Raw genomic sequence first — 22,120 nt, 5'->3', positions numbered from 1 at the left:
GTGCAGCCGGTGACCGGCGGCTGCCGTGGAGCGAAGGGCCCATGCATGCAGCCGCAGCCGCCCCGCCGCATATCCCTTCCCCACGGGCGCCTCCCCGACGGAGGCCGCGCCCGGGGCCGCCCGTCCGGCGGGGGTTCCTCCCAGGGATCGCGGGGCCGCGCCCCCCGCACGGGCCGCAGCCGCATACGCCGCCCCATACGCCCGCGCCGGGCGGCCGCTCTCGCCGCGGTGACCGCACTGACCCTCGCGGTCAGCACCTCGGCCGGGACCGGACACCTGACGGCGCCCACCACCGCAGGGCCCATCGGCATGGCCCACTCCTCCGCCCTCGCCCCCTGTACGGTCCACGGCGCTCTCGACGTACAGATGACCGAGGGCCTGCCCACCCCGCACGGCTACGCCCGCTCCACGGGCACGGTCCACGCCCTGACCCTGATGGTCGACTTCTCCGACGCGCCCGGGCAGGGCAGCGCCATGGACCGCTTCCACGAGTTCTTCCCGCAGACCCAGGAGTGGTTCCGCACCGCGTCGTACGGCCGGCTGGACTACCGGCCGGAGACACCGGTCCCCGGGTGGCTGCGCATGCCCAAGTCCTTCAAGGAGTACGGCATCGATCGCGGCGCGCCCTTCGACCCCGGGTACCGGCAGCTGGTGCAGGACATCGTGGACGCGGCCGACCCGGCCGTCGACTTCCGCTCGTACGACCTCTTCAACATCCTGATCACCCCGAACGCCGGCCCCTCCGCGCTGGACACCGTCCTGTCCGTGACCTTCGCCGGCAACACCGACGCCCCGGTCGCCGACGGCGTCCCCATCGCCAACGCGTCCTTCGTCTACTCCCGCCAGGACGACGGCTCCGGCTCCTACGGCCGCACCGGCTACCGGGTGCTGCCGCACGAGAACGGCCACGCCTTCGGCCTGCCCGACCTGTACACGCAGGAGGGCGGGGGCGCGGTCGGGCACTGGGACATCATGAGCGAGGACTGGGGGGCCAACAACGATCTGCTCGCCTGGCACAAGTGGAAGCTGGGCTGGCTGGACAGCTCGCAGGTGGGCTGCGCGGCGGCGCGGGGCAGCGTCGAGTACCTGCTGACGCCGCTGTACAGACCGGGCGGCGGGAAGCTGGTCCTGGTCCCCGTCAGCGCCCACAGCTCCTACGCGCTGGAGGTGCGCGAGCAGGGCGGCAACGACGAGGCGGTCTGCCGCCCGGGCCTGCTCGTCTACAAGGTCGACGGCACGATCGACACCGGACGCGGGCCCGTCAGGGTCTACGACAGCCACCCCAACAGCGGCGGCTGCACCCGCAGCCCCAACGTCCAGGCAGAACTCTCCGACGCCCCCTTCTCCCCCGGCACCGCCTTCAAGGACCCCCGCCACGGCATCACCGTCCAGGTGCTCGGCAAGGACGAGGACGGCGGCTACCGGGTGCGGGTCACGCGGGCGTAGGGGCTCTTCGGGGGGAGCTCTGTGCGGGCGGGCCACGCCAGGGGCGGTGGCCGGGGCTCCGGCGGCCCCGGCTAGGGTGGGCGGCGGGGGATACGGACGTCGTCAGCGAGGAGTCATCGTGCGGACACCGCTGTCCTGGTTAGCCGATCGGTACACATGGGGGCCGCGCAGCCTGCGCCTGGCCGCGGTGGCTTCGGTGGCAGCAGCCGTCGCGATCATCGTCACCGGCGGTGTGGTGCGGGTCACCGGATCCGGGCTCGGCTGCCCGGACTGGCCGTCGTGCACCGCCCAGAGCCTGGCGCCCACGACGGAGATGGGCGTGCACGGTGCGATCGAGTTCGGCAACAGGATGCTGACCGGTGCGCTGTGCGCGGTGGTGGGCTGGCTCATCATCGCGGCACGGCTGCAACGCGAGCCGTCACGCGCAGTGCTGCGCGCGGCGTGGGCCCAGTTCTGGGTCATCGTCCTCAACGCCGTCGTCGGTGGCATCACCGTGTGGATGCGGCTCAGCCCGTACATCGTCGCCGCGCACTTCCTCGCCGCGGTGCTGCTGCTGACCACCGCGGCGGTCACCTTGGAGTACGTGCAGAGGCCGGCGCACGAGGCGGCGGCGACGGCCGCCGTCCCGACGCGACGCGCCGTCCTGCTGAGCCGGTTCCTGACGGCCGGAACGGCCCTGCTGCTCGTCGTGGGCACGGCGGCCACCGGCTCCGGGCCGCACGCGGGTGACTCCTCCGCCGTGCAGCGGATGCCCTTCGACTGGGCGGGCGTCACCGCGGTGCACGGCGCGGTCGCGCTGGGCTGCCTCGTCCTGGGCTGTCTGCTGTTCGCCGCTCTGCCCGCCGCTTCCCCGGCCCGCAGGCGCACGGGCGTCTTCCTCGCCGTCTTCCTGGCGCAGGGACTGATCGGCGTGTTCCAGTCGCTGACCTCGCTGCCCGCGGTGGCGGTCATCCTGCATCTGTTCGGCTCGGCCCTGGTGTGGGCGGGCGCGGTCCGCGTCGTCCTCGCGGTGAACCGGCAGCCGACCGCCGTACCGGCCGAGCGGCCGGCCGGCGATCAGCTCTCCGCGCGGCTCGCCCCGTCCACGACCGCCGCCGACACATAGAGGGTGAGCGGCCCCACGACCTCACGGTTCACTTTCGCCGCCGCCCAGTGGAACGGGTTCGGCAGCTGCCGCTCGGCACGGTCGTGTGCACCGTCTGCCGCGCAGTGGGCCAGAAAGCGGTCCAGCCGGGTCAGCTGCTCGGCGCGCACATACGGCCGCAAGCGGTCCAGCGCCTCGTCGCCGGACGGGGTGTACCGCTGGAACGGCAGATAGAGCGTGGCGTCACCGGGGCGTTGCCGTTCTCCTTGCGTCAGGTTCCAGCACAGCGTCGGCCGGACCCCGGGCGCGGCAAGAGCGGCCGGACCGCCGGCCGACAGGGCGTGCAGCAGCCCGGCGGCACTTCGGCCGGCCGTGCCGGACAGCCTGCCCAGCCGGGCCCGGAGCGCATCGGCGGACCGCTCGTCCACCGTCGTGTAGAACTTGATCCGGGCCTGCGGCGAGTCGTCGAGGTCGAGTGCGAAGAACGCGGGCATCAGGCACGCCATGCCCTCCGGGTCCTGCCGCCGCAGCCACTGCCACGCGTCGCCGAGGCCGAGGCGTTCCATCGCCTCGCCGATCACCCGCCGGTTCTCGGCGGTGCCCGCGGCGAGGGTGTCGAAGTACATCTTGACGCCGGCGACGCCCGTCGGCCGGACCGTCGCCGCGATGCACAATCCGAACGCCGCCCGGTCGCTGCGCGGGACGAAGAGGTCCCGCACGGTCCGTGCCCGTGCCAGGGACGCGACGCCCTGTTCCTCCAGTGCGTGCACGGCACGCCACCCGGCCTGCCAGCTGGAGTCCGCGGTGGTCGGTCCCTCGCCGGACAGCGGGCGGAGGAAGATCCTGATCTCCGGGCCGCTGTCCTTCATGACCAGGGAGAACTCGAAGGGCGCCCGGCCGCGGGCCGCCTCCGGCTCGTCGATGCCCCGCGTCGTGCGGTGCCCCCACCCGGCGAACAGCGCCTCCACCGCGTCCCGCGCCGCCGTGTCGAAACCGGCCTCCGCGCCGAACAGCCGCCCCAGGTACGTCAGTCCGCGGATCGCCTGGGCCGCGTAGCCGTCCTCCCGGGCCGCGCCGGAGCCGGCCGCCGCGGTGCCCGCCGTGACCGTCATGCCGGCTCCCGTACGGCCGGCTCGTACGGCGTCACGTCGATCCCCGGGTACAGCTCACAGAGGCGCCGCACGGTGTCCGCCGTCCAGTACGGATCGCCCGGCTCCGGGAATCCGAGCAACTGCCGCTGCTCGGGCGTCAGTTCACTGATCAGCTCCTGGAAGGTCGCCCAGCCCGGCGACGAGGGCAGCAGCGCCCAGAGGTGCTTGCCGGTCCAGCGGGCCGCCGCGGAGTGGAGGTTGAAGAACAGCGCGAGCCGGCGGCCGTACCGGTCCCGGTAGGCCGAGCCGCGATGCACGAGATCTCCGGTGAACAGGAGCAGGGAGCCCTTCGGCGCCTCGACGGGACGCTCGCGCTCGTACAGTCCCGGGTACTCGGCGCTGCTGTACGTGGCCCTCCGCTCCGAGGTGATCAGGGGCACTCCGAGGTCACCGGCGCGTCCGGCCACATACGTGGGTGCGGTGCCGGCCGTCACGTCGGTCAGGTACACGATGCCGAAGAGCCGCCGGTAGACGCCGTCCGTCCGGGGCGGCAGCAGGCTGTTGACGGCCCACGTGTCGTTGTGCAGCGACTGGTCCTTGGTCTCCCCGTAGGCGGTGCCGTACTTGGCCTGCACGTACGAGCTCGTCAGGAGGATGTCCCGGGTGCTCAGCAGACGCTCGGCCACCGCGATGACCCGCGGGTCGAGGGGGAGCCGGTTGAGGGCGTTGCTGGCGAAGGGGAAGGGGACCGCGTGCTTGAACGCGCCGACGTCGACGGCGTCCGCCGCGCCGGCCTGCGGGCCGGCCTCCGGGTCGGGGAAGTACTCCTCGATGGCCGCGACCGCCTGCTCCAGTTCCCCCGCCGACAGGAAACCGGGAATCAGGGCGTATCCCCGGGCCTCTATCTCTTCCGCCACCGCCTCGACGTTCATCTCACGCCTCTCCCCCCGGGACGGGCCGGTCCGCCGCACCGCGGCAGCCGACCACCATGTTCTTCTGGAAACCGTCGAGCTTCAGCGCCTCGCCGACGGGACGGCCGTCCACCTCGATCCAGGCGTGCGCGGCGAACGGCACGAGGTTGACGCCCGACACCCAGTCCGGCCAGCGCCCCCGCAACCGGGCGAGAAGCACCGCCGCGACCGACCGGTCCAGGCAGTACTGGCCCGCGCAGCGGCCGCTGACGGAGACCACGTCGCTGCGCGCGCGCAGTGCCTCGGCGTACGAGGCCGGTGCGGCGCCCCGGCTGAGAACACGCAGGACCCTCTCCAGCCGCCGGGGGGTGCACGCCGCGATGAGGAGCCGGCTCAGCCCTACGGCGACCAGCGGGAGGAGTCTTCTGTGGACGGGGAGCGGCGAGCGCGGCTCCAGCGTCATGGGCAGAGTCATGAGGCCACCAGGATGCCCGCGGACCGCAGCATGGTGATCAGCCGGGCCACATCACCGGGGATGCGGTCGCGGGCGTCGGGGAACCGGGTCTGCAGTTCCGCGACGACGGCGTCCTCGGCGCGCCCGGCCGAGAGGCTCTCGTACACGGCCACTGCCAGCGGGTTCATGCGGTAATAGCTGCCCGACTTCTTGTCGAGCAGTACGGCCGCGTCCTCGCTCTTCGTCAGTACGACGTCCGGTGACGGCTTCAGCACGGGATGGGTCAACTTCCGTTAGAGAGTGCTTGGTTCGGCTTGCCGAGGAACTGCTCCGGCACGCTCCCGGGCGAGACGGCCGTCCGCAGCCATATCTCGGCGCCCACGGTCACTTCCAGGGCGGAGGTCTCGGCCTCCGGACGCATGCTGTTCCGGATGCTCGACCGCAGCCGCGCCGGATCGATGAATCCGTGCTCGGCGAGCAGGGAGTCCTGGAACAGGGCGAGCAGGCTGCGGCGGTTGCGGGCGATGCCTTGGTGCACCGACATGCTGAACTCCCCCTTGGTGGAGCGGGACAGCACCGCCTTCGGACCGTCCGTCTGCATGGCGGCCTTGAGGCCCGGCTTGTAGCTCACACCGGGCCGGTTCTCGGCGCGGGACAGCGACAGGGCGGCCTCCAGTACGCCGTCGTCCATGTACGGCAACGAGAGCAGTACGCCCTGGCGCTGCATCAACTCGCGCAGCGGCGCCAGCCGGTGGCCCCCGATGCGCTGGCCGGCCAGACAGACATGGACGGATCTCTCCGGTGCCTGCGGAGCGATACCGTCCGGTGCCGAGCGCACCAGCGAACGGACCGCCTCCGCCGTCCTCGGTGTCGCCCAGACGGGGATGCGCCACTGCGGGCCCCACTGCACCGTGGGGCCCTGCACGGCCGGCCGGGGCAGGTGCAGCGACCGCACCTGCTCGTCGATCCACTCCCCATAGGACTGTCCGCTCGCGAGCGCGCGCATCACCGCCCGCATCGGCCAGCGGCGCAGCCGGGCGAGCGGGCGTATCTCGCGCAGGGCCTTCAGAGGTGCCGTGCGGTACAGATCGCTGAAGTACGCGGGGGTGACGGTGAACAGCTCGTCGCCGCCGAAGCCGGCCATGTGCACGGTGGCGCCCGTCGCGGCGAACGTGCGCGCCATCGCGGTCTTGCGTGCACGGTTGCGGATCAGCGTGTACGGAGTGGACAGGCTGTGCGGGACGGAACGGTCGAGGACACCCTCGGTGTCGCAGATGCCGTCGTAAGGGCCGGGTATGTCGTCCGGCTGGAAGACGGTCAGGTCGCAGCCGATCTCCCGGGCCGCGAGGGCGGCCCATTTCGCGTCGTCGTGGTTGGGATCCACGGTCTGCTCGACGAACGCCTGGAAGGGGGCGCCGTGCTGGGCCAGCAGATAGCACAGCGACGAGGAGTCCATGCCCCCGGAGAGATCCGCGGACAGTCCCGCCGCCGTGGCGACCCGTACGCCGACGGCGGCATCCAGCGCCGCTCTCAGCTGTGGCGCACCCTCTGCGACGGAGAGTTCCGGGGCGGGCGGCCGCCACCATGTGACGGTGTCCACCGTGTCGCCGCTCATGCGCAGCCGCTGGTCCGCCATCAGGCGGTGCACACCGGTCCAGCAGGCCGCCTCGGTCAGGCCGTAGTCGAGCGTCGGCTGCATCAGTTCCCAGGCGGCCATCTCGATCCGGGGAGCGGCGCCGCACAGACGGGCCAGCAGTTCCGGCGAGTCGGACGCGGCGTGGCCTCCGTCCGGCCGGCGGGCGTGGAACACCTGCCGCAGGCCCGAGGCGGTGCCCTGGACGTACGTGGTGCGCCCGTCGGTGTAGAGGATGTGGAAGCTGCCGGGCCGGCGGTGCGCGGCTTCCATGACCGCGGGTGCGTCCTCGTGCCGGTCGAGGATGCGTGCCAGACGCCCCGTGTCGGCATCCGTCTCGCCGAACAGAGCGAGACGTCTGGCACCCGCGTCGGCGACGACAAGCCGGGCGTGCGTGGTGTCAGCGACAATCCACGGATTCCCCGACAGGTCGCGCGCGACCGAAATCTGGCCGGTTTCCGGGAATGGACCAGGAGACGTTTCCGTGTACTTTCCCGAGAAAGTCACGAACCACGATGCACCCAATTCAGGTCCCTCCCGCCGACCAAATTCTCAAAGGGCGTCAGATGATGGCCTCACCCTCGCCGTCCTTGCTCGCCCAGCCGTACCACATGGTCAGCTCGTTGAAGTCGCCCATCGGCTCGATCTGGGGGGCCTCGTACTCAGTCGTCTCGAACTCGTTCACTGAATTCACCTCCTCCTATGGAAACCGAAATCGCACCGCAAGCACATCACGAGCCGGATCGGCACTCCACAGTGTTTCCAGTCACGAACAGGACCGAACCGCACCGCAGAGAACGGCGCACTATAAAACGAATCGCTGCATATAGCACCGACCGGACGGGAAGACTGACCGGAAAGCTACGCGATCACGACGCAAAAAATTACATTGACGCGACGCGGGGATCCGTCCTAGCCCGGGACATGACAGTGGCATACCCGCAACCATCTCTGTCCGATAATCGCCCCTGGCTCGGCCACGTCCGTGGGTGCACCATCCGCAACGCGACTGCCACCGACGGGACGACCGAGCCCTCGGCCCCACCACCCCGGCCTGATCCGCTACCCTGTCAGGGACCGTCCCCAGCGGCGGTCTCCCCCTTGCCGGGCGCGAGTGACTGCTCACTGAGAGTATTCATCCGTGGTGCAGGCAAGGTTGCCTTCGTAGCTCAGGGGATAGAGCACCGCTCTCCTAAAGCGGGTGTCGCAGGTTCGAATCCTGCCGGGGGCACCATGCCTGAACAGGCACGATGCACCAGAAAGGCCCTTCGGGAGTGATCTCCGAGGGGCTTTTTGGCCTTGTAGGGGAACGAATGGGAACGGGCCGTCGGGCAACCTCTCGCGCTGGAGTCCTGAGCGATTGCCCTACTTCATCCCCTTTCGCGCCCAGCCGTCAGTAGACCCCGTCCACATCGGCGCCCTCGAGCACGACCAGGACCCCGCGGTCGTCCTGTGAAACGTCCTCTCCGACCGCCTGCCGACGTCACGCGCGCCACCGCCCGCAACGGACGACCCGAGCCGACGACTTGGCGATCTCTGGCGGCGTTGGTGCTCGCCGTGCGTCAGGCAGCCCGGGAGCGCCGGTGGTCGGCGAGGCCGCCGGCGGCCCACAACGGGACCGGGCGCGGGAGTTCGCTGAGCGGGCAACACCGCGTCGACCTGCATGTCGTCGAGGCACACGTGGTCAGTCGGCGCAGCCTTCGGCAGGGGCACGCCGGCAGCCGGGGTGGCCGCCGAATGACGAGCTTTGACTCCGTAGCCGAGCCGCTCGACAGCTTCTGATCCGTGGCCGTCGGCCACCCGCTCGCCGCCGTTGCCGCCCGGCAGTTGCCGACGCGCACCGCCGGCGTCCCGCTGCGGGCGCAGCTGAAGAACCTCCACGGCACCGGCCCCGCGACGCCTGCGGCATCATCGGCGTCTTCACCATCCCCGCCGACCTCGCCGACCTCGCCGACCTCGCCGCCTTGCTCCGGTACATGCTCGCTCCTGCCGTGTCCCGGTTCCGAGCCGGTTTCGGTAACCCCGCACGACGAGGGCCACGACGGCCGACACGTTCCCTACCGGCGGTGACGGACATGACCAGAGCAGCCGTACAGCGGTGTCGCGGAGGCGCCGTTGCGTCGGCCGTGCGGCCGGATTCTCGTTCTCGTACGAGACCGACGGGCACCGGCGTCCTACGCGACCTCGAAGGCCGAGGCACCAGTGAAGTGCGCCGTGGAGGGGACGGCGGCATCGTGGAGGACGTGAAGCCCGGCGAAAAGCACGAGTGGCGGCTGTCGGCGGCGGAACCGGGACTGTGGCAGCGGGTCGTCGAGCAGCTGGGCACGGCGGTGACCGTGATCGACCCAGCGGGGCGGATCGTCGCGGTCAACCCGGCCGCCGAACGGCTGCTGGGGCGCGCGGCAGCGGTGATGGACAGGCAGGACCTGCACGACCTGTGCCATCGGGATCCGGTAGGCGCCCGGATCCCACGCGAGCACTGCCCACTGCTGCAGGCACTGGCCGAGGGGCGTCCGGCGCGCGGGGACGACGACAGGTGCCTGCGGGGTGACGGACGGCTGATCCCGGTCTCCTGGTCGGCCACTCCTCTGACGCAGGACGGTGTCTCCCTGGGCATGGTCGTACTCACCATCGAGACCGCGGCGGACCAGCGCGCCCACAGAGAGCGCGCGGAACGTGCCGAGCGGGCGGAACGAGCCGCTCGCACGACCGCTCTGGAGAGCCGCGCCGAGCGGTTGACGCTAGTCGCGGAGATCACCGAGGTGCTCGGTCAGACCCTGGAGGTGGACGAGGCCCTCGCCCGGTTGAGCCGGCTCCTGGTCCCCCGTTTCGCCGACTTCGCGGCGGTGGACCTGCGGGTCGGCTCCCGTCAGGTGCACCGGGTGGCGGTGACCGGACCGGAGGGCCGCGACGCCGGGCAGGAGGACTGGCGCGGACACCTTCCGCCGCCGGCCGGGGAAGCGGCCCACTCGGCCCTGGTACAGGTGCTGAACGGAGGCGGCCCCGTCCTGCGGGACCGTTCCGGCATGGAGGCACCGCCCGACTCCCCGTTGGCCGCCGTCCACCACGCCTTCCTCGAAGCGACCGGCGCGACATCGGTCATCACGGTGCCGCTGAGCGCCGGCCAGCGGGTCACCGGCGCCCTGACACTGGTGCGCAGCGACCCGGAACGGCCCTTCGACACCGGCGACCTGGACGTGGCGAGCGCCATCGGCCGCCGGGTCGGCCCGGTCATCGACAACGCCCGCCGGTTCGGCCGACAGCGCGAGGTCGCCGAGGCCATGCAGCGCAACCTCCTGCCCCCGCTGCCCGTGCACGGCCGCATCCAGCTGGCCGCCCGGTACCAGCCCGCGCCGGCCGGCTCGCAGGTCGGTGGCGACTGGTACGACGCGTTCACGCTGCGGGACGGCACGCTCGCCCTGGTCATCGGCGACGTCGTGGGCCACGATCTGACCGCCGCAGCCGGCATGGCGCAGTTGCACGGCATCCTGCGCTCCCTCGCCTGGGACCACACCGGGCCGACCGGTCCTGTCGTGGACCGACTCGACGATGCCATGCACGCCATCACGGCCGTGTCGATGGCCACCCTCGTCCTCGCCCGGGTGGACGGCCCGGACACCGGCCCCTACACACTGCACTGGACCAGTGCCGGGCACCCGCCGCCCCTGCTGCTGTCCCCCGACGGGAACGCGCAGTATCTCGAAGCCGGGCAGGGACTGATCCTCGGAACGCACCTGGGCGGCATCCGTCGGCCGAGCGCCGCCCACGCCTTGCCGCCGGGGTCCACGCTCCTGCTCTACACCGACGGCCTGATCGAGGTTCCCGGCAGCGACCTGGACACCGGGCTCGGCCGACTGCGCCGCCATGCCCTCGCCCTCGCGCACGAACCGCTGGACACCCTCTGCGACCGGTTGTGCGCCCGGGTGCCCCCCGGCAGCACCGACGACATCGCCCTCCTCGCCCTGCGCCTGCCCATGCCCTGAACCGGGCGGAGGCGTGATCGACGCCGGAGGTGCTCACGTTCCCGGAGCCAATAAGTCGTCTCCGGCTGCTCTTCCGCCGCACGGTCCTGGGAGGGGCGAACTGCCGACGCACGCCCGGCCACGCCGACCTGGGACGCAGGCCGACGAGCCTGCCCTCGATCGGCGAAGTTCTCCAGTACGACGGCAGGTCACACGCTGGTTTGCGGGTTGGAAGGCCGAGGATGTGGCACACGGCCTGTGAGCGGGCCGAATGCGCGAACGGCGTCCCGCAGGGGTCAACGGTTCGGCAATGAGCCGCAAGCCGCACGGGGCCGGTGCGACCCACTCAGCGACCTCTGTAGGGGATCCCGAGGTCGGCACTGATGCCTGCTTCGGGTTTCCGGCCCGTACCTCCCGATCGGTCGGACTGAGTGAGAGGACAAAGATCTGCTGTGAAGGCGTGCGGAGTGTCCGGGGCCGAGAAGGAAGTCGCCCTGCTGGAGTTGCCCGAACCGTCATCTCCCGGCCCCGGTCAGATCCTGGTGGCGGTTGAGGCGGCCGGGGTCGGCCCGTGGGACGAACTGCTGAACGACGCTGGTTGGGACGTGGGGCTGCACCCCCCGGCGGCGCTGGGAGTGGAGGGCGCGGGCAAGGTGCTGGCCGTCGGCGCGGGTGTCACCGGGTTTGCCGTAGGCGACCGGGTGCTCGCCCACGAGGCCCCGCTGCCCGGGGGGAGCGGCTTCTGGGCCGAACGAGTTCTGATCAACGCGGATCACGCGGCAGCCTGCCCACTCGGGCTGGACGCCGTGCACGCGGCGGCGCTGCCGGTCAACGGCCTCACCGCGGTGCAGGCCCTGGAGAAGCTGGACCTCAGCCGAGGGCAGCGGCTCCTGATCACCAACGGAGGCGGGGCCACCGGAGCCCTGGCCATCCAGCTCGCTGCGGCCAAGGGCATCGAGGTGACCGCGACCGCGTCTGCTGCCGCCGCAGAGCGCGTGCTCGGTCTGGGAGCGATGGAGGTCGTCGACTACCACGACCCGAACTGGTCGGCCAAGGTACGCGGAGGGTTCGACGCCGCCCTCATCATCGCCACCAGCACGGCGGACGCCGCCCTGCCTTTGGTGCGGGACGGCGGCCGGCTGTGCTCCCTGACCTCGGACGCGCCTCCGGAGGAACGAGGCATCACGAGTGGGGACCTCTACGTCGAACCCAACGCCGCGCAGCTTGTCCAGCTGGCGGAGCAGGCCGCCGCGGGAACCTTGAAACTCGCACCTGAACCCCTGCCGCTGAGCGAGGGACCGGCTGCGTTCGCCCGGGTGGTTACCGGACGGGCCGGCGGTAAGAAGATCGTGCTCACCCGAGCATGACCCGACCGGGCACGCCCGATCCCGATGCTGGGCCACGGTGCCCGCCAGGGCCCGATCGAGAAATCAACGTTCGCCCGGCCCGGAGGCTCGGAGCGCACCACTCCGCAGTGAACCCAAGCAGGGGGCGGGAAAGAGGAGCGGGCTCTGGGCAGCGATGACCAGCCGGGTTCACAAGACAGCCGCCAAGGCGAGACCCGCATTGTGATCACGATTGCTCTCCCATTCAGCCCTCCACGACCCTGATGATCGTTTTGCCAGGGGTGCGCCGGCCGGGGGCGAAGGCCGCGGGCGCCTCCGAGAGCGGCCGCACCGCTCCGACGATGGGTTTGAGCCGTCCATCCCGGAGCCGCTGGACGAGGTCCGTGAGCCGGGCACGATCGGGTTCGACGACGAAGAAGAGGGCCCGTCCGTCCTTGGGATGGACCTTAGGGGGCGCGGCGATCGTGACGAGCGTGCCGCCGGCGCGCACCAGCGCGGCCGAGCGGTCGAGGATCTCGCCGCCGATCACGTCGAACACCACGTCGACTTCGCCGGCACCCTCCAGTTGATCGGCCTGCAGGTCCAGGAAGGCATTCACGCCCAGACCGAGTGCCGTCTCCCTGTCCGCCGCCCGGCCGGTACCGATCACCCTGGCTCCCGCCTCGCGCGCAAGCTGCACCGCGATCGACCCGACGCCGCCCGCAACGCCATGGACCAGGACGGTCTGTCCGGTTAGGAGGCGCGCATGGTCGAACAGGCCCTGCCATGAGGTCAGCCCGGAGATGGGCAACGCGGCGGCCACGGTGTGGTCGACGTCCGCCGGAAGCGGAGCGAGGTTGCGGGCCCCCACCGCGACGTACTCGGCCAGTGCCCCGTTACGGGTCCAGTCGGTCAGTCCGAATACCCGCTGGCCGACGGTGAGGCCGGTGGTTCCATACCCCAGCTTGACGACGACACCCGACACTTCGTGCCCGGGCACGCTCGGGGTCCGCTCGCGGCCGGCGCGGTCCGTCCAGGTTACCGGCCAGTCGAGCTCTCCGGGGGTGAAACCGGCGGCATGCACCTGCACGATGACGTCGTTCTCAGCGGCCTGGGGATAGGGCATGTCCGTCAGGGAGAGGCCACCGACGCCAGCGTCAGGGTCTCGGACAGTGACGGCTCGCATGGCAACTCCTTGTTCGGTGCAGTTTCCGGAATCCGAGACGTGCGGCCCGCCTGCGCGTGGCGTGGTCAGGCGGAGGAGCCGTGACTGGCCATGACCCATCTCAGCGCCTCGTCCACCGCGAAGCCACTTCAGACGGTGTATCCGGGGCAAACGACGGACGCTGGTGTGGCCCCCCGCAGCCGACATTCGGGCGACTCCCCGGCCCCCGTTCCCAGGGCCTCGTGGGGGCCCTCATGGGAACGTCATGGGAACGCAAGGCCGAGTAAGGGCAGGGAAGGATCAGGCGGAGAAGGAAGACCCCATCTCGCTGGCCTGCCTGGAATGGTGAACCCCGGGGAAGATCACCACAGAGAGGGACAGCTGTAGGGTCTCTCCTGAAGCGGGTGTCGCAGGTTCGAATCCTGCTCTGGCTCCGCTTCGGGCACCCAAGGAGCGCACGAGCGAGCACGGAAGAATCCCGCTTCTGCCGAAAGTGGTTACGCCTCTCCGGAGCCCAGGGCGGTTTCCGCGTCGTGGCCGCCCCAACTGTCGGGGGTGCGCCACAGGACCCGAACCCCGAAGACACCGAACACGGTGTCGGCCGACCAGTCCTCGGCGGGCGGTTCGGAGAGCACCAGGTAGAGGCGGTCGGCAGGAGCGGGCAGGGTGTGGTTGATCTCCAGGAGTCGGGTGGCTCCCGCGCGGAGGTCGGCGTAGGTGGAGCGGCCGGCACCGAGGACCTCGTAGAGGAAGTGACCGTCTTCCGCGGTGCGGCTGACATCGACGACCGGGGAGTCGGTCGGCTGCAGGTCCGCCCAGAGCAGAGCCGCCTTGAGAGCATGGCGCACCGCCTCGTGCTTCTTGCACGTGCGGTCGGCGGCCGCCGTGGTCTCCAGCGAGTGCAGAAGTCCCTTGGCGGGCGTGGCGGGCGCCGGCGTGGCGGGCATGCCTTCGGAGGTCACGGGCTCTGCTTCTTTCTGCTCGGACGGCTCTTCGACGGAGGCGGGCGCGCTCTCGGTTTCCGGTTCGCCCCGGGCGGCCCGGCGGTGCTGGAGCGCCTCTCGGGCCGCGTTCAGGGCCTGGGCCCAGTCGGCGCGTGCCAGGTCCGCCTGGAGTCGGTCCAGGTCCAGGTTGTTGTCCTTGAGCATGCGGGTGGTGTGCGCCGCCAGGTCGCGCAGGAGGCTGAGGCGATGCTTGTCCGGGGATCCGAGCACACGACGCACGTCCACCCAGTCCGCCTGGTCACGGCGGAGGACGCGGTTGGCCATGCCCTTGAGCTCGGACAGACGATCACGGGCGTTCTCCGGAATGGTTCCGTCACCGTTGGTCAGGTCGTCGAAGACGCCGAGCGCCGCCACATAGCGATCCGCCATGGTGGGGGAGATGGGCTGGCGGCCACGCCGGTCCGCGGTGAGCAGGCAGTGGTTCGTCTCGTGAGCGAACACCCAGCAGTCCAGTACCGCGCCGGGACGCGGGGGCACCGAGCCGTGGCGGACGGTCAGGACCAGAGGGACGTCGATCGCGGGAGACAGGGCCTTGACCCTGTACCGGCCACCGGGTGCCCGGCCGGTCACGCGGACTCGGACGTCCGTACCGATGTCGGGGACGTCAGCGTCTGCCATGCTTGGTTCGCCTTCGGCAGGTGCTGGTTCGGTACTGCTGCCGTCGGTTTTCGTGAGGGCCTCCGGGAGCGGGGACGTGTGCAGGACGGTCAGGCTCTGGGTGCTGCGGGTGAGCGCGACGTACAGCTGGCGCAGGCCGGCCGGGCCCAGGTCGGCGATGGTGGCGGGTTCGACGACGAGGACGTGGTCGTACTCCATGCCCTTGGCCTGGGCGGCGGCCAGCACGGACACCGCCTCGCGTCCCTGCTCGGTGATGCCCTCGGCCAGGTCCAGCTGGCGGCTGATCTCGTCGAGCCAGCCGGAGTCGTCGGGGACGATGACCGCCACGGAGCGCAGGGTGTGTCCGTCGCTGGTGCCGACGAGGCGGGTGGCTTGGGTCACGGTGTCGCCGAGGAGTTTCCACGGCTCGGTCGCGACCGTCCGTACGGCGTCCTCGCCCGCCGCGCGCACGGCCTGCGGGTAGGGCAGCGTGGGGGCGACGGTCCGGGCGAGGGGGGCGACGTACTCCATGATTTCGGCGGGCACGCGGTAGCTGGTGTTCAGCTCGGCCACGCGCCAGTCGCCGTGGTCGGACAGGAGGGTGCCGAGGCGGTCCCAGTCGGTGTGGGTGTGGGGGCCGGTGGCCTGGGCGAGGTCGCCGAGGATGGTCATGGAGCCCTGCGCGGCGGAGCGCCGGCGCAGGGAGCGGGCCTGCATGGGTGTCAGGTCCTGTGCCTCGTCGACCACGATGTGCCCGTACCGCTGTGGGGTCTCCCCGGTGATGAGATACCGCAGTTCTTCGAGGCAGACCCGGTCGTCGAGCGTCCAGGGATCGGCGTCGGCCGTGTCGGCCCGAGAACGGCGCACAGCGGCCTGCTCTGAGGCGTCGAGAATGCCCTCGGCGCAGGTGCGCAGGAGGTCTTCGGAGTCGTAGAGGGTGCGGAGGGCTTCCCTGGCGCCGGGCGAAGGCCAGACACGTTCGATGAGGCGCTCGACCTGACGGTTGCGTTCCAGGTCGCGGCGGATCGTGTCGTCGCGGCTGCGGCGAGGGGCGACGGCGACGAGTTCCCGCAGCAGGCGGTCGACGAGCAGCCCGCGGAAGCGGTCGCGGCGCTCACGGTAGGAGCCATCGCCTTGGCGCACGTCTTCGAGGAGCGAAAGTATTTCGGAGCGCGGGACGCGCAGGGTCGTGCTGCCGACGGTGACGGTGAGCTCCGGCTTGGCCCCCTCGTAGGAGGCAGTGGTGGTGAACTCGTCGACGGCCTCGGGACGGCACTCGATCTCGACGCGCCGCCGCAGGACGGCCGCCATACGCTCATCGGACTTCACCACCCGCGCCTGGGCGGTGTCGGTGCCGAGGACCTCGCCGTCCCACAGACGGGTCACCTGCACGGCGTTGACGTTCCGGGTGCCGAGCGTCGGCAGCACCTGGCTCACGTAGTCCAGGAACTGCTGATGGGGGCCGACGACGAGGACGTCCTGGGCTTTGAAGTGCCCGTTGTTGACGAGCCAGGTCACGCGGTGCAGGCCGACCGCCGACTTGCCGGTACCCGGGCCGCCCTGGATTACGAGGATGTCGGAGGGCGAGCCGGTGACCAGGGCCATCTGGTCGCGGCGGATGGTCTCGACGATGTCCCGCATGCTGCCGCTGCGCGAGCGCTGGAGTTCACGCAGGAGGAAGTCGTCGGGCTGCAGCGGCTTCTGGCGCTGGACGCGGGCGATGTCGGCGGGTGTGGGGACGGGCGGGCTCGGTGCTCCCTCCTTCTGCGTGACGGTGGCCGACTCCGTGGGCTGGGCCTCCCGCTGGGCGTCGTCTGCCGCCGTCCGTGGCTGCGGGACGGGGGCGGCGGCAGTGATCTCGTCGAAGTAGTCCTCGACGACACGCTGTACACAGCGCAGTCGCCGCCGCAGGAGCACCTCGCCCGGGGCGTCGGGCAGCGCCTCGAACCACTTCTTGGCCAGCCGACTGGTCCACAGCACGACGACGGTGTCGCGGGTACGGACGTCGGAAACGGCACGTCGGCCGACGTACCAGGTCTTGGGCCCCGTACCCGGCTCGTCCTCGTCCGGTGCGTCGACACGGCCGATGACCAGCGACTCGTTGCCGAGTCCGTCGTATGCCGCGGCCCGCTCCTCGGCCACGATCCGGTTGGCGACGCTGTCCTTGCCGCTGGCGGAGGCCACGGCGACCGAGCCCCCGGTCATTTCGGCCAGCCGCGCGGCATAGCAGTCGTAGGCACGGTCCACCGCCTTCTGCTCAAGGGCGATGATCTCTTCGCGCGTGGCGGTGCCCATGTACATGTCCCCTCCCCTTGCAACACCCCGGAGGACGCTGCGACGGGCATACGCCCGGCCCCGTCGAAATAACTATCAGAGACCTGCTGGTAACAAACAGTCAGATGGTCAACGTCCCGACCAGCTCGCCAACCTCCGTCCACCAGGCGCGTACCTGGTCGTGCGTGGGGCCGATCTCGTACTGGTGGTAGTGGCATCCCAGGCAGAGGTGCGACCAGACGGCGTTGGCGCGGCGAGCGGTCTCCGCCGCGGTGTAGCAATGGAGGCACAGCGCTTCTCCAGTTCCCTGACGGCGTTCTTCAGGAGCCCTTCCGTCCAGCGGACGGGAGGGCTCCGCAGCATGCCGGAAATCTGTCGAGCCCGACCCCGCGCCGGCCCTACCCTTCCCGCATGGCCCATGGAAAGACCTCGTACGTTTGCCTGCCCTGCCGGGCCTCGTACAAGCAGCCCTACCCCGGCTACCACGACCACGACCGGGTCTGTCCACGCTGCGCCGAACCACTGATTCACGTCGGCTCCGCCTTCGCAGCACCCAAGAGGCGGGACACCGCCGCCTGGCGCACCCTCTCCGTGCTGCTGCACGCCGGTGTGCGCTTCCACAAGAGCTGCTGCGGCGGCCCCGGCTACCGCCCACGCACCCTCAGCGAGGTGCGCGAGCGGATGGCCTACGCCCGGGCCACCGGAGAACCATTCGCTCAGGCGTTGGTCCGCCGCGACCTGCCATAGCAGCCCGAAAGCAGGGGGCGCTTCGCCACGCCGCCGAAGCGGCCCTGCTGTCATACGCACCACGCTGAGGCACACATCACGCTGCGGAATCCTCCAGGGCAGCCACCGCCTCGGCGGCCTCGCGAGCCTTCCTCTCGGCCTTCTCAAGCTTGGCCTTGGCCAACTGCTTGGCACGGCGCTTGTGCATCTTCTTCGAGACCTCGTCCAGACGGTCCGGGAAAGATGCCCGTAAGTGTCCAAGGTCAGCGTCGCGGACTTGTGGTCCAGCATCGTCTGTACGACGTTGACGTCCGCTCCGCTGGTGATGGCGAGCGAGGCCGCCGTGTGCCACAGCTTGTGCGGGATGACCTTGAGGTGGCCCAGCCCGGCCTTCACGACCGCTGCTTGCCGTTGTCCTCGGCGTACGCCTCGATGTGGGCCCGGCAGGAGGCCAGGTTCACGCGGCCCACCTTCAGCGCAGACGCCTCTCCCCAGCGCAGACCAGGTCAGCCCCCATCCGAGGCGGGGGCCGGCTGCCCGCCTGAGCCGGCGGCGCCGGTTCTGCCTACCCTCGATATAGGGGGTGACCAACCCGGAGAAGGACCGCCATGGACCTCCAGCTCAAGGACAAGGTCGCCGTCGTCACCGGAGCGAGCAAGGGCATCGGCCTCGCCATCGCCGATGCGTTCGCCCGTGAAAGCGCACACGTCACCGTCGGCAGCCGGAGCATTACTCCCGAACTCAAAGGGCTCCACGAGAAGTACGGCGTCACCGCACTCCCGGTCGACTTGTCCACCGCAGACGGACCGGGCGCACTCGTCCGACACGCGGTGGACCAGTACGGCAGGGTCGACGTCCTGGTCAACAATTTGGGTACCGCGACGCCCCGTCCGAGCTTCCTGGACATCGACGACGCCGAGTGGCAGCGGATCTTCGACATGACCCTGTTCAGCGCGGTCCGGGCCAGTCGCGCTGCGCTTCCTCACCTGCTGGTCGTGGACGGGGGTTCCATCATCAACATCAGCTCCATCAACGCGCGTCTCCCCTTCCCCATGGTCGTGGACTACTCCGCGGCCAAGGCCGGGCTGAGCAGCCTGACCAAGTCGCTGTCCGAGGAGTTCGCACCGCGAGGCGTCCGGGTCAACGCGATCGCCCCGGGGCCGGTTCGCACTCCCTTCTGGACCGCGCCGGGCGGCTTCGCCGATGCCACGGCGGCCCAGGCCGGCACCACCGCGCAGGAAGCCATCGATGCAGTCGTGCCGCAGAGCATGGGCATCTCCACAGGACGAGTCACCGAAGCTCACGAAGTCGCCGATCTGGCTCTCTTCCTCGCCTCCCCGCTCGCCGGCAACATCACAGGAGCCGAGTTCACCATCGATGGCGGCCAGGTCAAGACATTGTGATCTCTTGCCCCTGCCCCTCCACTGACGCTGACCCGTCGGCCCCCGGCCGCTCGGCGGGCGCGGTCAGCCGTCCGGTGCCACGCTGTAGGTGGGTTCCGACCTGCGGAATGCGGAGGAGCGGACATGGAGATCAAGCCGCAGATGGTCGTCATCCCAAAGGAGACGGACCACTTGGAACAGGGGAAGTACGGCCCCGTCTTTCCCAGAACTCCGGCCTGCTACGGGTTCACCATCATCGCGAACGTCAAGCCGGGCAGGGCCGACGCGATACGGGAGCACGGTCACACCCTGGCCAAGGCGCTGGAGCAGGATCCGCACTTCCTCGCGCCGTTGAAGCTGCATTACCTGCGCTGGGTTCTCTTCGACGACGACACCCGCTTCATGTACCAGGGGATCTTCGACACCGACTTCGACAAGTACACCGAGGACGCCGTCGCGCTGTTCAGCAAGTCGGGCGTGAGCACCACCTTCGAGAACCTCGAAGGGTTTCCCGAGGACTGGCAGACGAACCCGGAGGCGTTCGTGCGCTTCGTACGGGAGCACCACTGTCCGAGCTTCATCGAGTACGGAGAGTATCCGTACGTGACGGCGGACGAGATCAAAAAGGCTCTGCGGATCAAGAGCGCTCTGTCGGAGATGCTCGATCAGATGCAGTGAGGCTGAGCGAAATGAGCGAGGTCAGGACCGCGCGGACGTACAACCAGCGGCACGTTCCGCGGGAGTACACCCCTGACGGGCGGCGGGTGAGCATCTATGTCTCGTGGAGCTATCCGGCCGAGGCCGGTCGCAACGCGGCCGAACTGGACAACCGTTTCTCCACGATGACCGAGGTCAGGCGGGTTGCCTGGCCGGCGTACGAGGATCCGAAGTGGTCGGACCCGTACCGGTTCCAGCAGGGCATCGCCGGGTCCCTGGAGCTGTTCTTCTGGGCGTGGGTGCCGTTCCAGGACTTCGTCGAGGAGGTCACGGGGCATCCCGTCCCGGTGTACCAGCGCATCGACCAGGCGGGCTTCTTCACACCGCTCGACGAGCGGGTGCTCGGTGACACGGACGTGCTGTTCGTGTTCGGGCTGGACCATGCGGTCACCGAGCAGGAGGCCCAGCCCGGCGAGATCGACGCCCTGCGGGCGTTTCTCGCCCGGGAGGACTCCTGCCTCGTGCTGGGCCCGCACCATGACGTCGGCGCCTCGGACGACTTGAAGGTCCGGGAGATGGAATACCGCCACCACGGCGATCCCCTGGTGCCCCGGCAGCAGCGGTTCGCCACCTATGTGAGGGACGTGATGAAAGGCCTCGGCGTGCCGGTCATGAACCGGTACGGGCTGCGTCCGGCGACGGGCGAGGGCAACCAGATCGCCCCTCTGTCCACAGTCCGGGACCAGGACCCGAAGGGCTGGCTGGACGGGGTGACGAACTTCAACTTCCACATGCACCTGCCCCACTACGACGTGACGACCGATGACCCGGACGCCGTCCGCGTGCTGGCCAGGCAGCCGATCGACATGTCGAGGCCGCATCCGTTCACCGAGGCCGGCAACACGGAGTTCAACATGTTCCTGTGGATGCCGCCCGGTGGTGAGCGTGCCGGCGATCTGCTGCTGGCGGACTCGACGATCTTCAGCTCTCTGTTCGGCGGGGACGACAGTCTGCGGAACTTCTGGCGAAACCTCGTCACCAAATAGTGCAGCGGGGAGGTCGACCGTGACTGGGAACACGGACGTCACGTTGGAACTCGACGACATCCAGAGTGGGGTTCTCAGCGCCCGGCCGACGCCGTACGCGGCGACCTACCTCGCCTTCCGTATCGACGACCGGGAGCACGGCCGGGAGTTGATGCGGCGCGCGAGTACGGCGGTGACCTCCGCGGCGGACTCCGTCAGCTCCCTGGGCGAGACGTGGGTGAGTGTGGCCGTCACCTGTCGTGGCCTGGAGACGCTGGGAGTGCCGCGCGCCTCGCTGGACACGTTCGCCTGGGAGTTCCGGCAGGGGATGGCGGCCCGCGCCGAAGCGCTGGGCGATGTGGGCGAGAGCAGTCCGGAGCACTGGGAAACCCCGCTGGGCAGTCCCGACGTGCATGTGGTGCTCACAGCGGTCGCGCCCGACCCGGCGCACTTGGAGGCGGCCGTCGACCGGGCCCGCCCGGCGTACGACCGGCTGTCGGGGGTGACGGCGATATGGCGGCAGGACTGCTACGCCCTGCCCACCGAGACCGAGCACTTCGGCTATCGCGACGGGGTCAGCCATCCGGCCGTCGAAGGCAGCGGCATACCGGGATCCAACCGGCTGGAAGTGCCGTTGAGGGCCGGTGAGTTCGTGCTGGGCTACCGGGACGAGATCGGCGGTCTCCAGAGCCCGCAGCCGAACGTACTGGGACGCAACGGCAGTTACGCGGTCTTTCGCAAACTCCACCAGAAGGCCGCCGAGTTCCGGCGCTGTCTGAAGGACAACTCCACCGGGCCCCAGGACGAGGAACTGATCGCCGCGAAGATCATGGGACGCTGGCGCAGCGGCGCTCCCCTGGCGCTGGCTCCGCAGCACGACGATCCCGCGCTCGGCGCCGACCCGTACCGCCGTAACACCTTCCTGTACGAGAGCGACGACCCGGCGGGATTCACGACGCCGGGCGGCTGCCACATCCGCCGGGCCAACCCCCGTGACGCCGCGGTGGCCGGAGAGGTACGGCTGCACCGCATGATCCGGCGCGGCGCCGTCTACGGTCCGCCGCTGCCCGAGGGAGTCCTGGAGGACGACGGAGCCGACCGCGGTCTGATGTTCGCGTTCATCGGCGCGCATCTGGGGCGGCAGTTCGAGTTCGTCCAGTCGCAGTGGATGAACGACGGCGTCTTCTTCGGCGCGAACAACGCCCAGGACCCCGTGACCGGATCCCGCGACGGCTCCACCGACTTCACCATTCCCCGGCGGCCGCTGCGCCGACGCCTCGCAGCACTGCCGCGCTTCGTCGTCACGCGAGGAGGCGAGTACTGCTTCCTGCCGAGCCTGACCGCACTGCGCTGGCTCGGCGACCCGCACGGCTGACAACGGGGA

Annotated in this window: 17 protein-coding genes and 1 tRNA gene; 10 read left to right on the top strand and 8 right to left on the bottom strand. The window is 70.3% G+C overall.

Features of this window, described 5'->3' with window-relative positions; translation table 11 throughout:
* Nucleotides 1–228: 228 nt before the first annotated feature.
* Both ACIGXP_RS38165 and ACIGXP_RS38160 read left to right on the top strand, forming a co-directional pair.
* Nucleotides 229–1,446 (top strand): M6 family metalloprotease domain-containing protein, encoded by a 1,218-nt coding sequence (locus ACIGXP_RS38165; protein ID WP_399776326.1) that lies wholly within the window; start codon nt 229–231, stop codon nt 1,444–1,446.
* Between the two features lie 196 nt (nt 1,447–1,642).
* The gene (locus tag ACIGXP_RS38160; RefSeq protein ID WP_399776324.1) at nt 1,643–2,551 is read left to right on the top strand and encodes a heme A synthase; all 909 of its coding nucleotides are present in this window, start codon (nt 1,643–1,645) and stop codon (nt 2,549–2,551) included.
* On the opposite strand, the gene ACIGXP_RS38155 is transcribed toward ACIGXP_RS38160, so the two are convergent.
* The 6 genes from ACIGXP_RS38155 to ACIGXP_RS38130 all read right to left on the bottom strand — a co-directional run bounded on the left by ACIGXP_RS38155 (nt 2,503) and on the right by ACIGXP_RS38130 (nt 7,304).
* On the bottom strand, nt 2,503–3,642 hold the full coding sequence (locus tag ACIGXP_RS38155) for a tryptophan dimethylallyltransferase family protein (RefSeq protein WP_399776322.1): 1,140 nt from the start codon (nt 3,640–3,642) through the stop codon (nt 2,503–2,505). The two genes, ACIGXP_RS38160 and ACIGXP_RS38155, sit on opposite strands and share 49 nt — an antisense overlap.
* Nucleotides 3,639–4,553, bottom strand: coding sequence for a phytanoyl-CoA dioxygenase family protein (locus ACIGXP_RS38150; protein ID WP_399776320.1), 915 nt, complete (start codon nt 4,551–4,553; stop codon nt 3,639–3,641). The genes ACIGXP_RS38155 and ACIGXP_RS38150 overlap by 4 nt, the downstream gene beginning before the upstream one ends.
* A 1-nt stretch (nt 4,554) precedes the next feature.
* The gene (locus ACIGXP_RS38145; RefSeq protein ID WP_363215285.1) at nt 4,555–5,007 is read right to left on the bottom strand and encodes a lasso peptide biosynthesis B2 protein; all 453 of its coding nucleotides are present in this window, start codon (nt 5,005–5,007) and stop codon (nt 4,555–4,557) included.
* Complete coding sequence (locus ACIGXP_RS38140) at nt 5,004–5,273, bottom strand: lasso peptide biosynthesis PqqD family chaperone (RefSeq protein ID WP_363215286.1); 270 nt, start codon at nt 5,271–5,273, stop codon at nt 5,004–5,006. Before ACIGXP_RS38140 ends, ACIGXP_RS38145 begins: the two co-directional genes overlap by 4 nt.
* Nucleotides 5,270–6,892, bottom strand: coding sequence for an asparagine synthase-related protein (locus ACIGXP_RS38135; protein WP_399776318.1), 1,623 nt, complete (start codon nt 6,890–6,892; stop codon nt 5,270–5,272). The genes ACIGXP_RS38140 and ACIGXP_RS38135 overlap by 4 nt, the downstream gene beginning before the upstream one ends.
* Before the next feature lie 289 nt (nt 6,893–7,181).
* A complete protein-coding gene (locus ACIGXP_RS38130) occupies nt 7,182–7,304 on the bottom strand; it encodes a lasso RiPP family leader peptide-containing protein (protein ID WP_363215288.1) in 123 nt (40 codons plus the stop codon).
* A gap of 473 nt (nt 7,305–7,777) precedes the next feature.
* On the opposite strand from ACIGXP_RS38130, the gene ACIGXP_RS38125 reads away from it, so the two are divergent.
* From ACIGXP_RS38125 to ACIGXP_RS38115, 3 genes are all read left to right on the top strand, one after another.
* Nucleotides 7,778–7,853 (top strand) — tRNA-Arg (locus tag ACIGXP_RS38125).
* Nucleotides 7,854–8,862: 1,009 nt separating this feature from the next.
* A complete protein-coding gene (locus tag ACIGXP_RS38120; protein ID WP_399776316.1) occupies nt 8,863–10,602 on the top strand; it encodes a SpoIIE family protein phosphatase in 1,740 nt (579 codons plus the stop codon).
* 446 nt (nt 10,603–11,048) lie between these two features.
* The gene (locus ACIGXP_RS38115) at nt 11,049–11,948 is read left to right on the top strand and encodes an NADP-dependent oxidoreductase (protein WP_399776314.1); all 900 of its coding nucleotides are present in this window, start codon (nt 11,049–11,051) and stop codon (nt 11,946–11,948) included.
* Nucleotides 11,949–12,171: 223 nt separating this feature from the next.
* Here the strand turns inward: ACIGXP_RS38115 and ACIGXP_RS38110 are convergent, their stop codons facing one another.
* Together ACIGXP_RS38110 and ACIGXP_RS38105 are read right to left on the bottom strand one after the other, a co-directional pair.
* Nucleotides 12,172–13,092 carry an NADP-dependent oxidoreductase gene (locus ACIGXP_RS38110; RefSeq protein ID WP_399776312.1) on the bottom strand — a complete coding sequence of 307 codons (921 nt, stop codon included), beginning with the start codon at nt 13,090–13,092 and terminating at the stop codon, nt 12,172–12,174.
* 476 nt (nt 13,093–13,568) lie between these two features.
* A complete protein-coding gene (locus tag ACIGXP_RS38105) occupies nt 13,569–16,967 on the bottom strand; it encodes a HelD family protein (protein WP_399776371.1) in 3,399 nt (1,132 codons plus the stop codon).
* Nucleotides 16,968–17,357: 390 nt separating this feature from the next.
* On the opposite strand from ACIGXP_RS38105, the gene ACIGXP_RS38100 reads away from it, so the two are divergent.
* The 5 genes from ACIGXP_RS38100 to ACIGXP_RS38080 all read left to right on the top strand — a co-directional run bounded on the left by ACIGXP_RS38100 (nt 17,358) and on the right by ACIGXP_RS38080 (nt 22,111).
* Nucleotides 17,358–17,693 carry a deoxyxylulose-5-phosphate synthase gene (locus ACIGXP_RS38100; protein WP_086602836.1) on the top strand — a complete coding sequence of 112 codons (336 nt, stop codon included), beginning with the start codon at nt 17,358–17,360 and terminating at the stop codon, nt 17,691–17,693.
* A 587-nt stretch (nt 17,694–18,280) separates the two neighbouring features.
* On the top strand, nt 18,281–19,075 hold the full coding sequence (locus ACIGXP_RS38095; protein ID WP_399776310.1) for an SDR family NAD(P)-dependent oxidoreductase: 795 nt from the start codon (nt 18,281–18,283) through the stop codon (nt 19,073–19,075).
* Between the two features lie 123 nt (nt 19,076–19,198).
* The gene (locus ACIGXP_RS38090) at nt 19,199–19,732 is read left to right on the top strand and encodes a hypothetical protein (protein WP_363215292.1); all 534 of its coding nucleotides are present in this window, start codon (nt 19,199–19,201) and stop codon (nt 19,730–19,732) included.
* 11 nt (nt 19,733–19,743) lie between these two features.
* Nucleotides 19,744–20,757, top strand: coding sequence for a hypothetical protein (locus tag ACIGXP_RS38085; RefSeq protein ID WP_399776307.1), 1,014 nt, complete (start codon nt 19,744–19,746; stop codon nt 20,755–20,757).
* Nucleotides 20,758–20,776: 19 nt separating this feature from the next.
* Entirely contained in the window at nt 20,777–22,111 is a 1,335-nt protein-coding gene (locus ACIGXP_RS38080; protein ID WP_399776305.1) for a Dyp-type peroxidase, read from the top strand.
* Nucleotides 22,112–22,120 lie beyond the last annotated feature (9 nt).

The organism is Streptomyces sp. NPDC053069 (assembly GCF_044546895.1).
In the GTDB taxonomy this organism is placed as follows: domain Bacteria; phylum Actinomycetota; class Actinomycetes; order Streptomycetales; family Streptomycetaceae; genus Streptomyces.
This window is presented reverse-complemented; position numbering and strand designations above follow the sequence as displayed.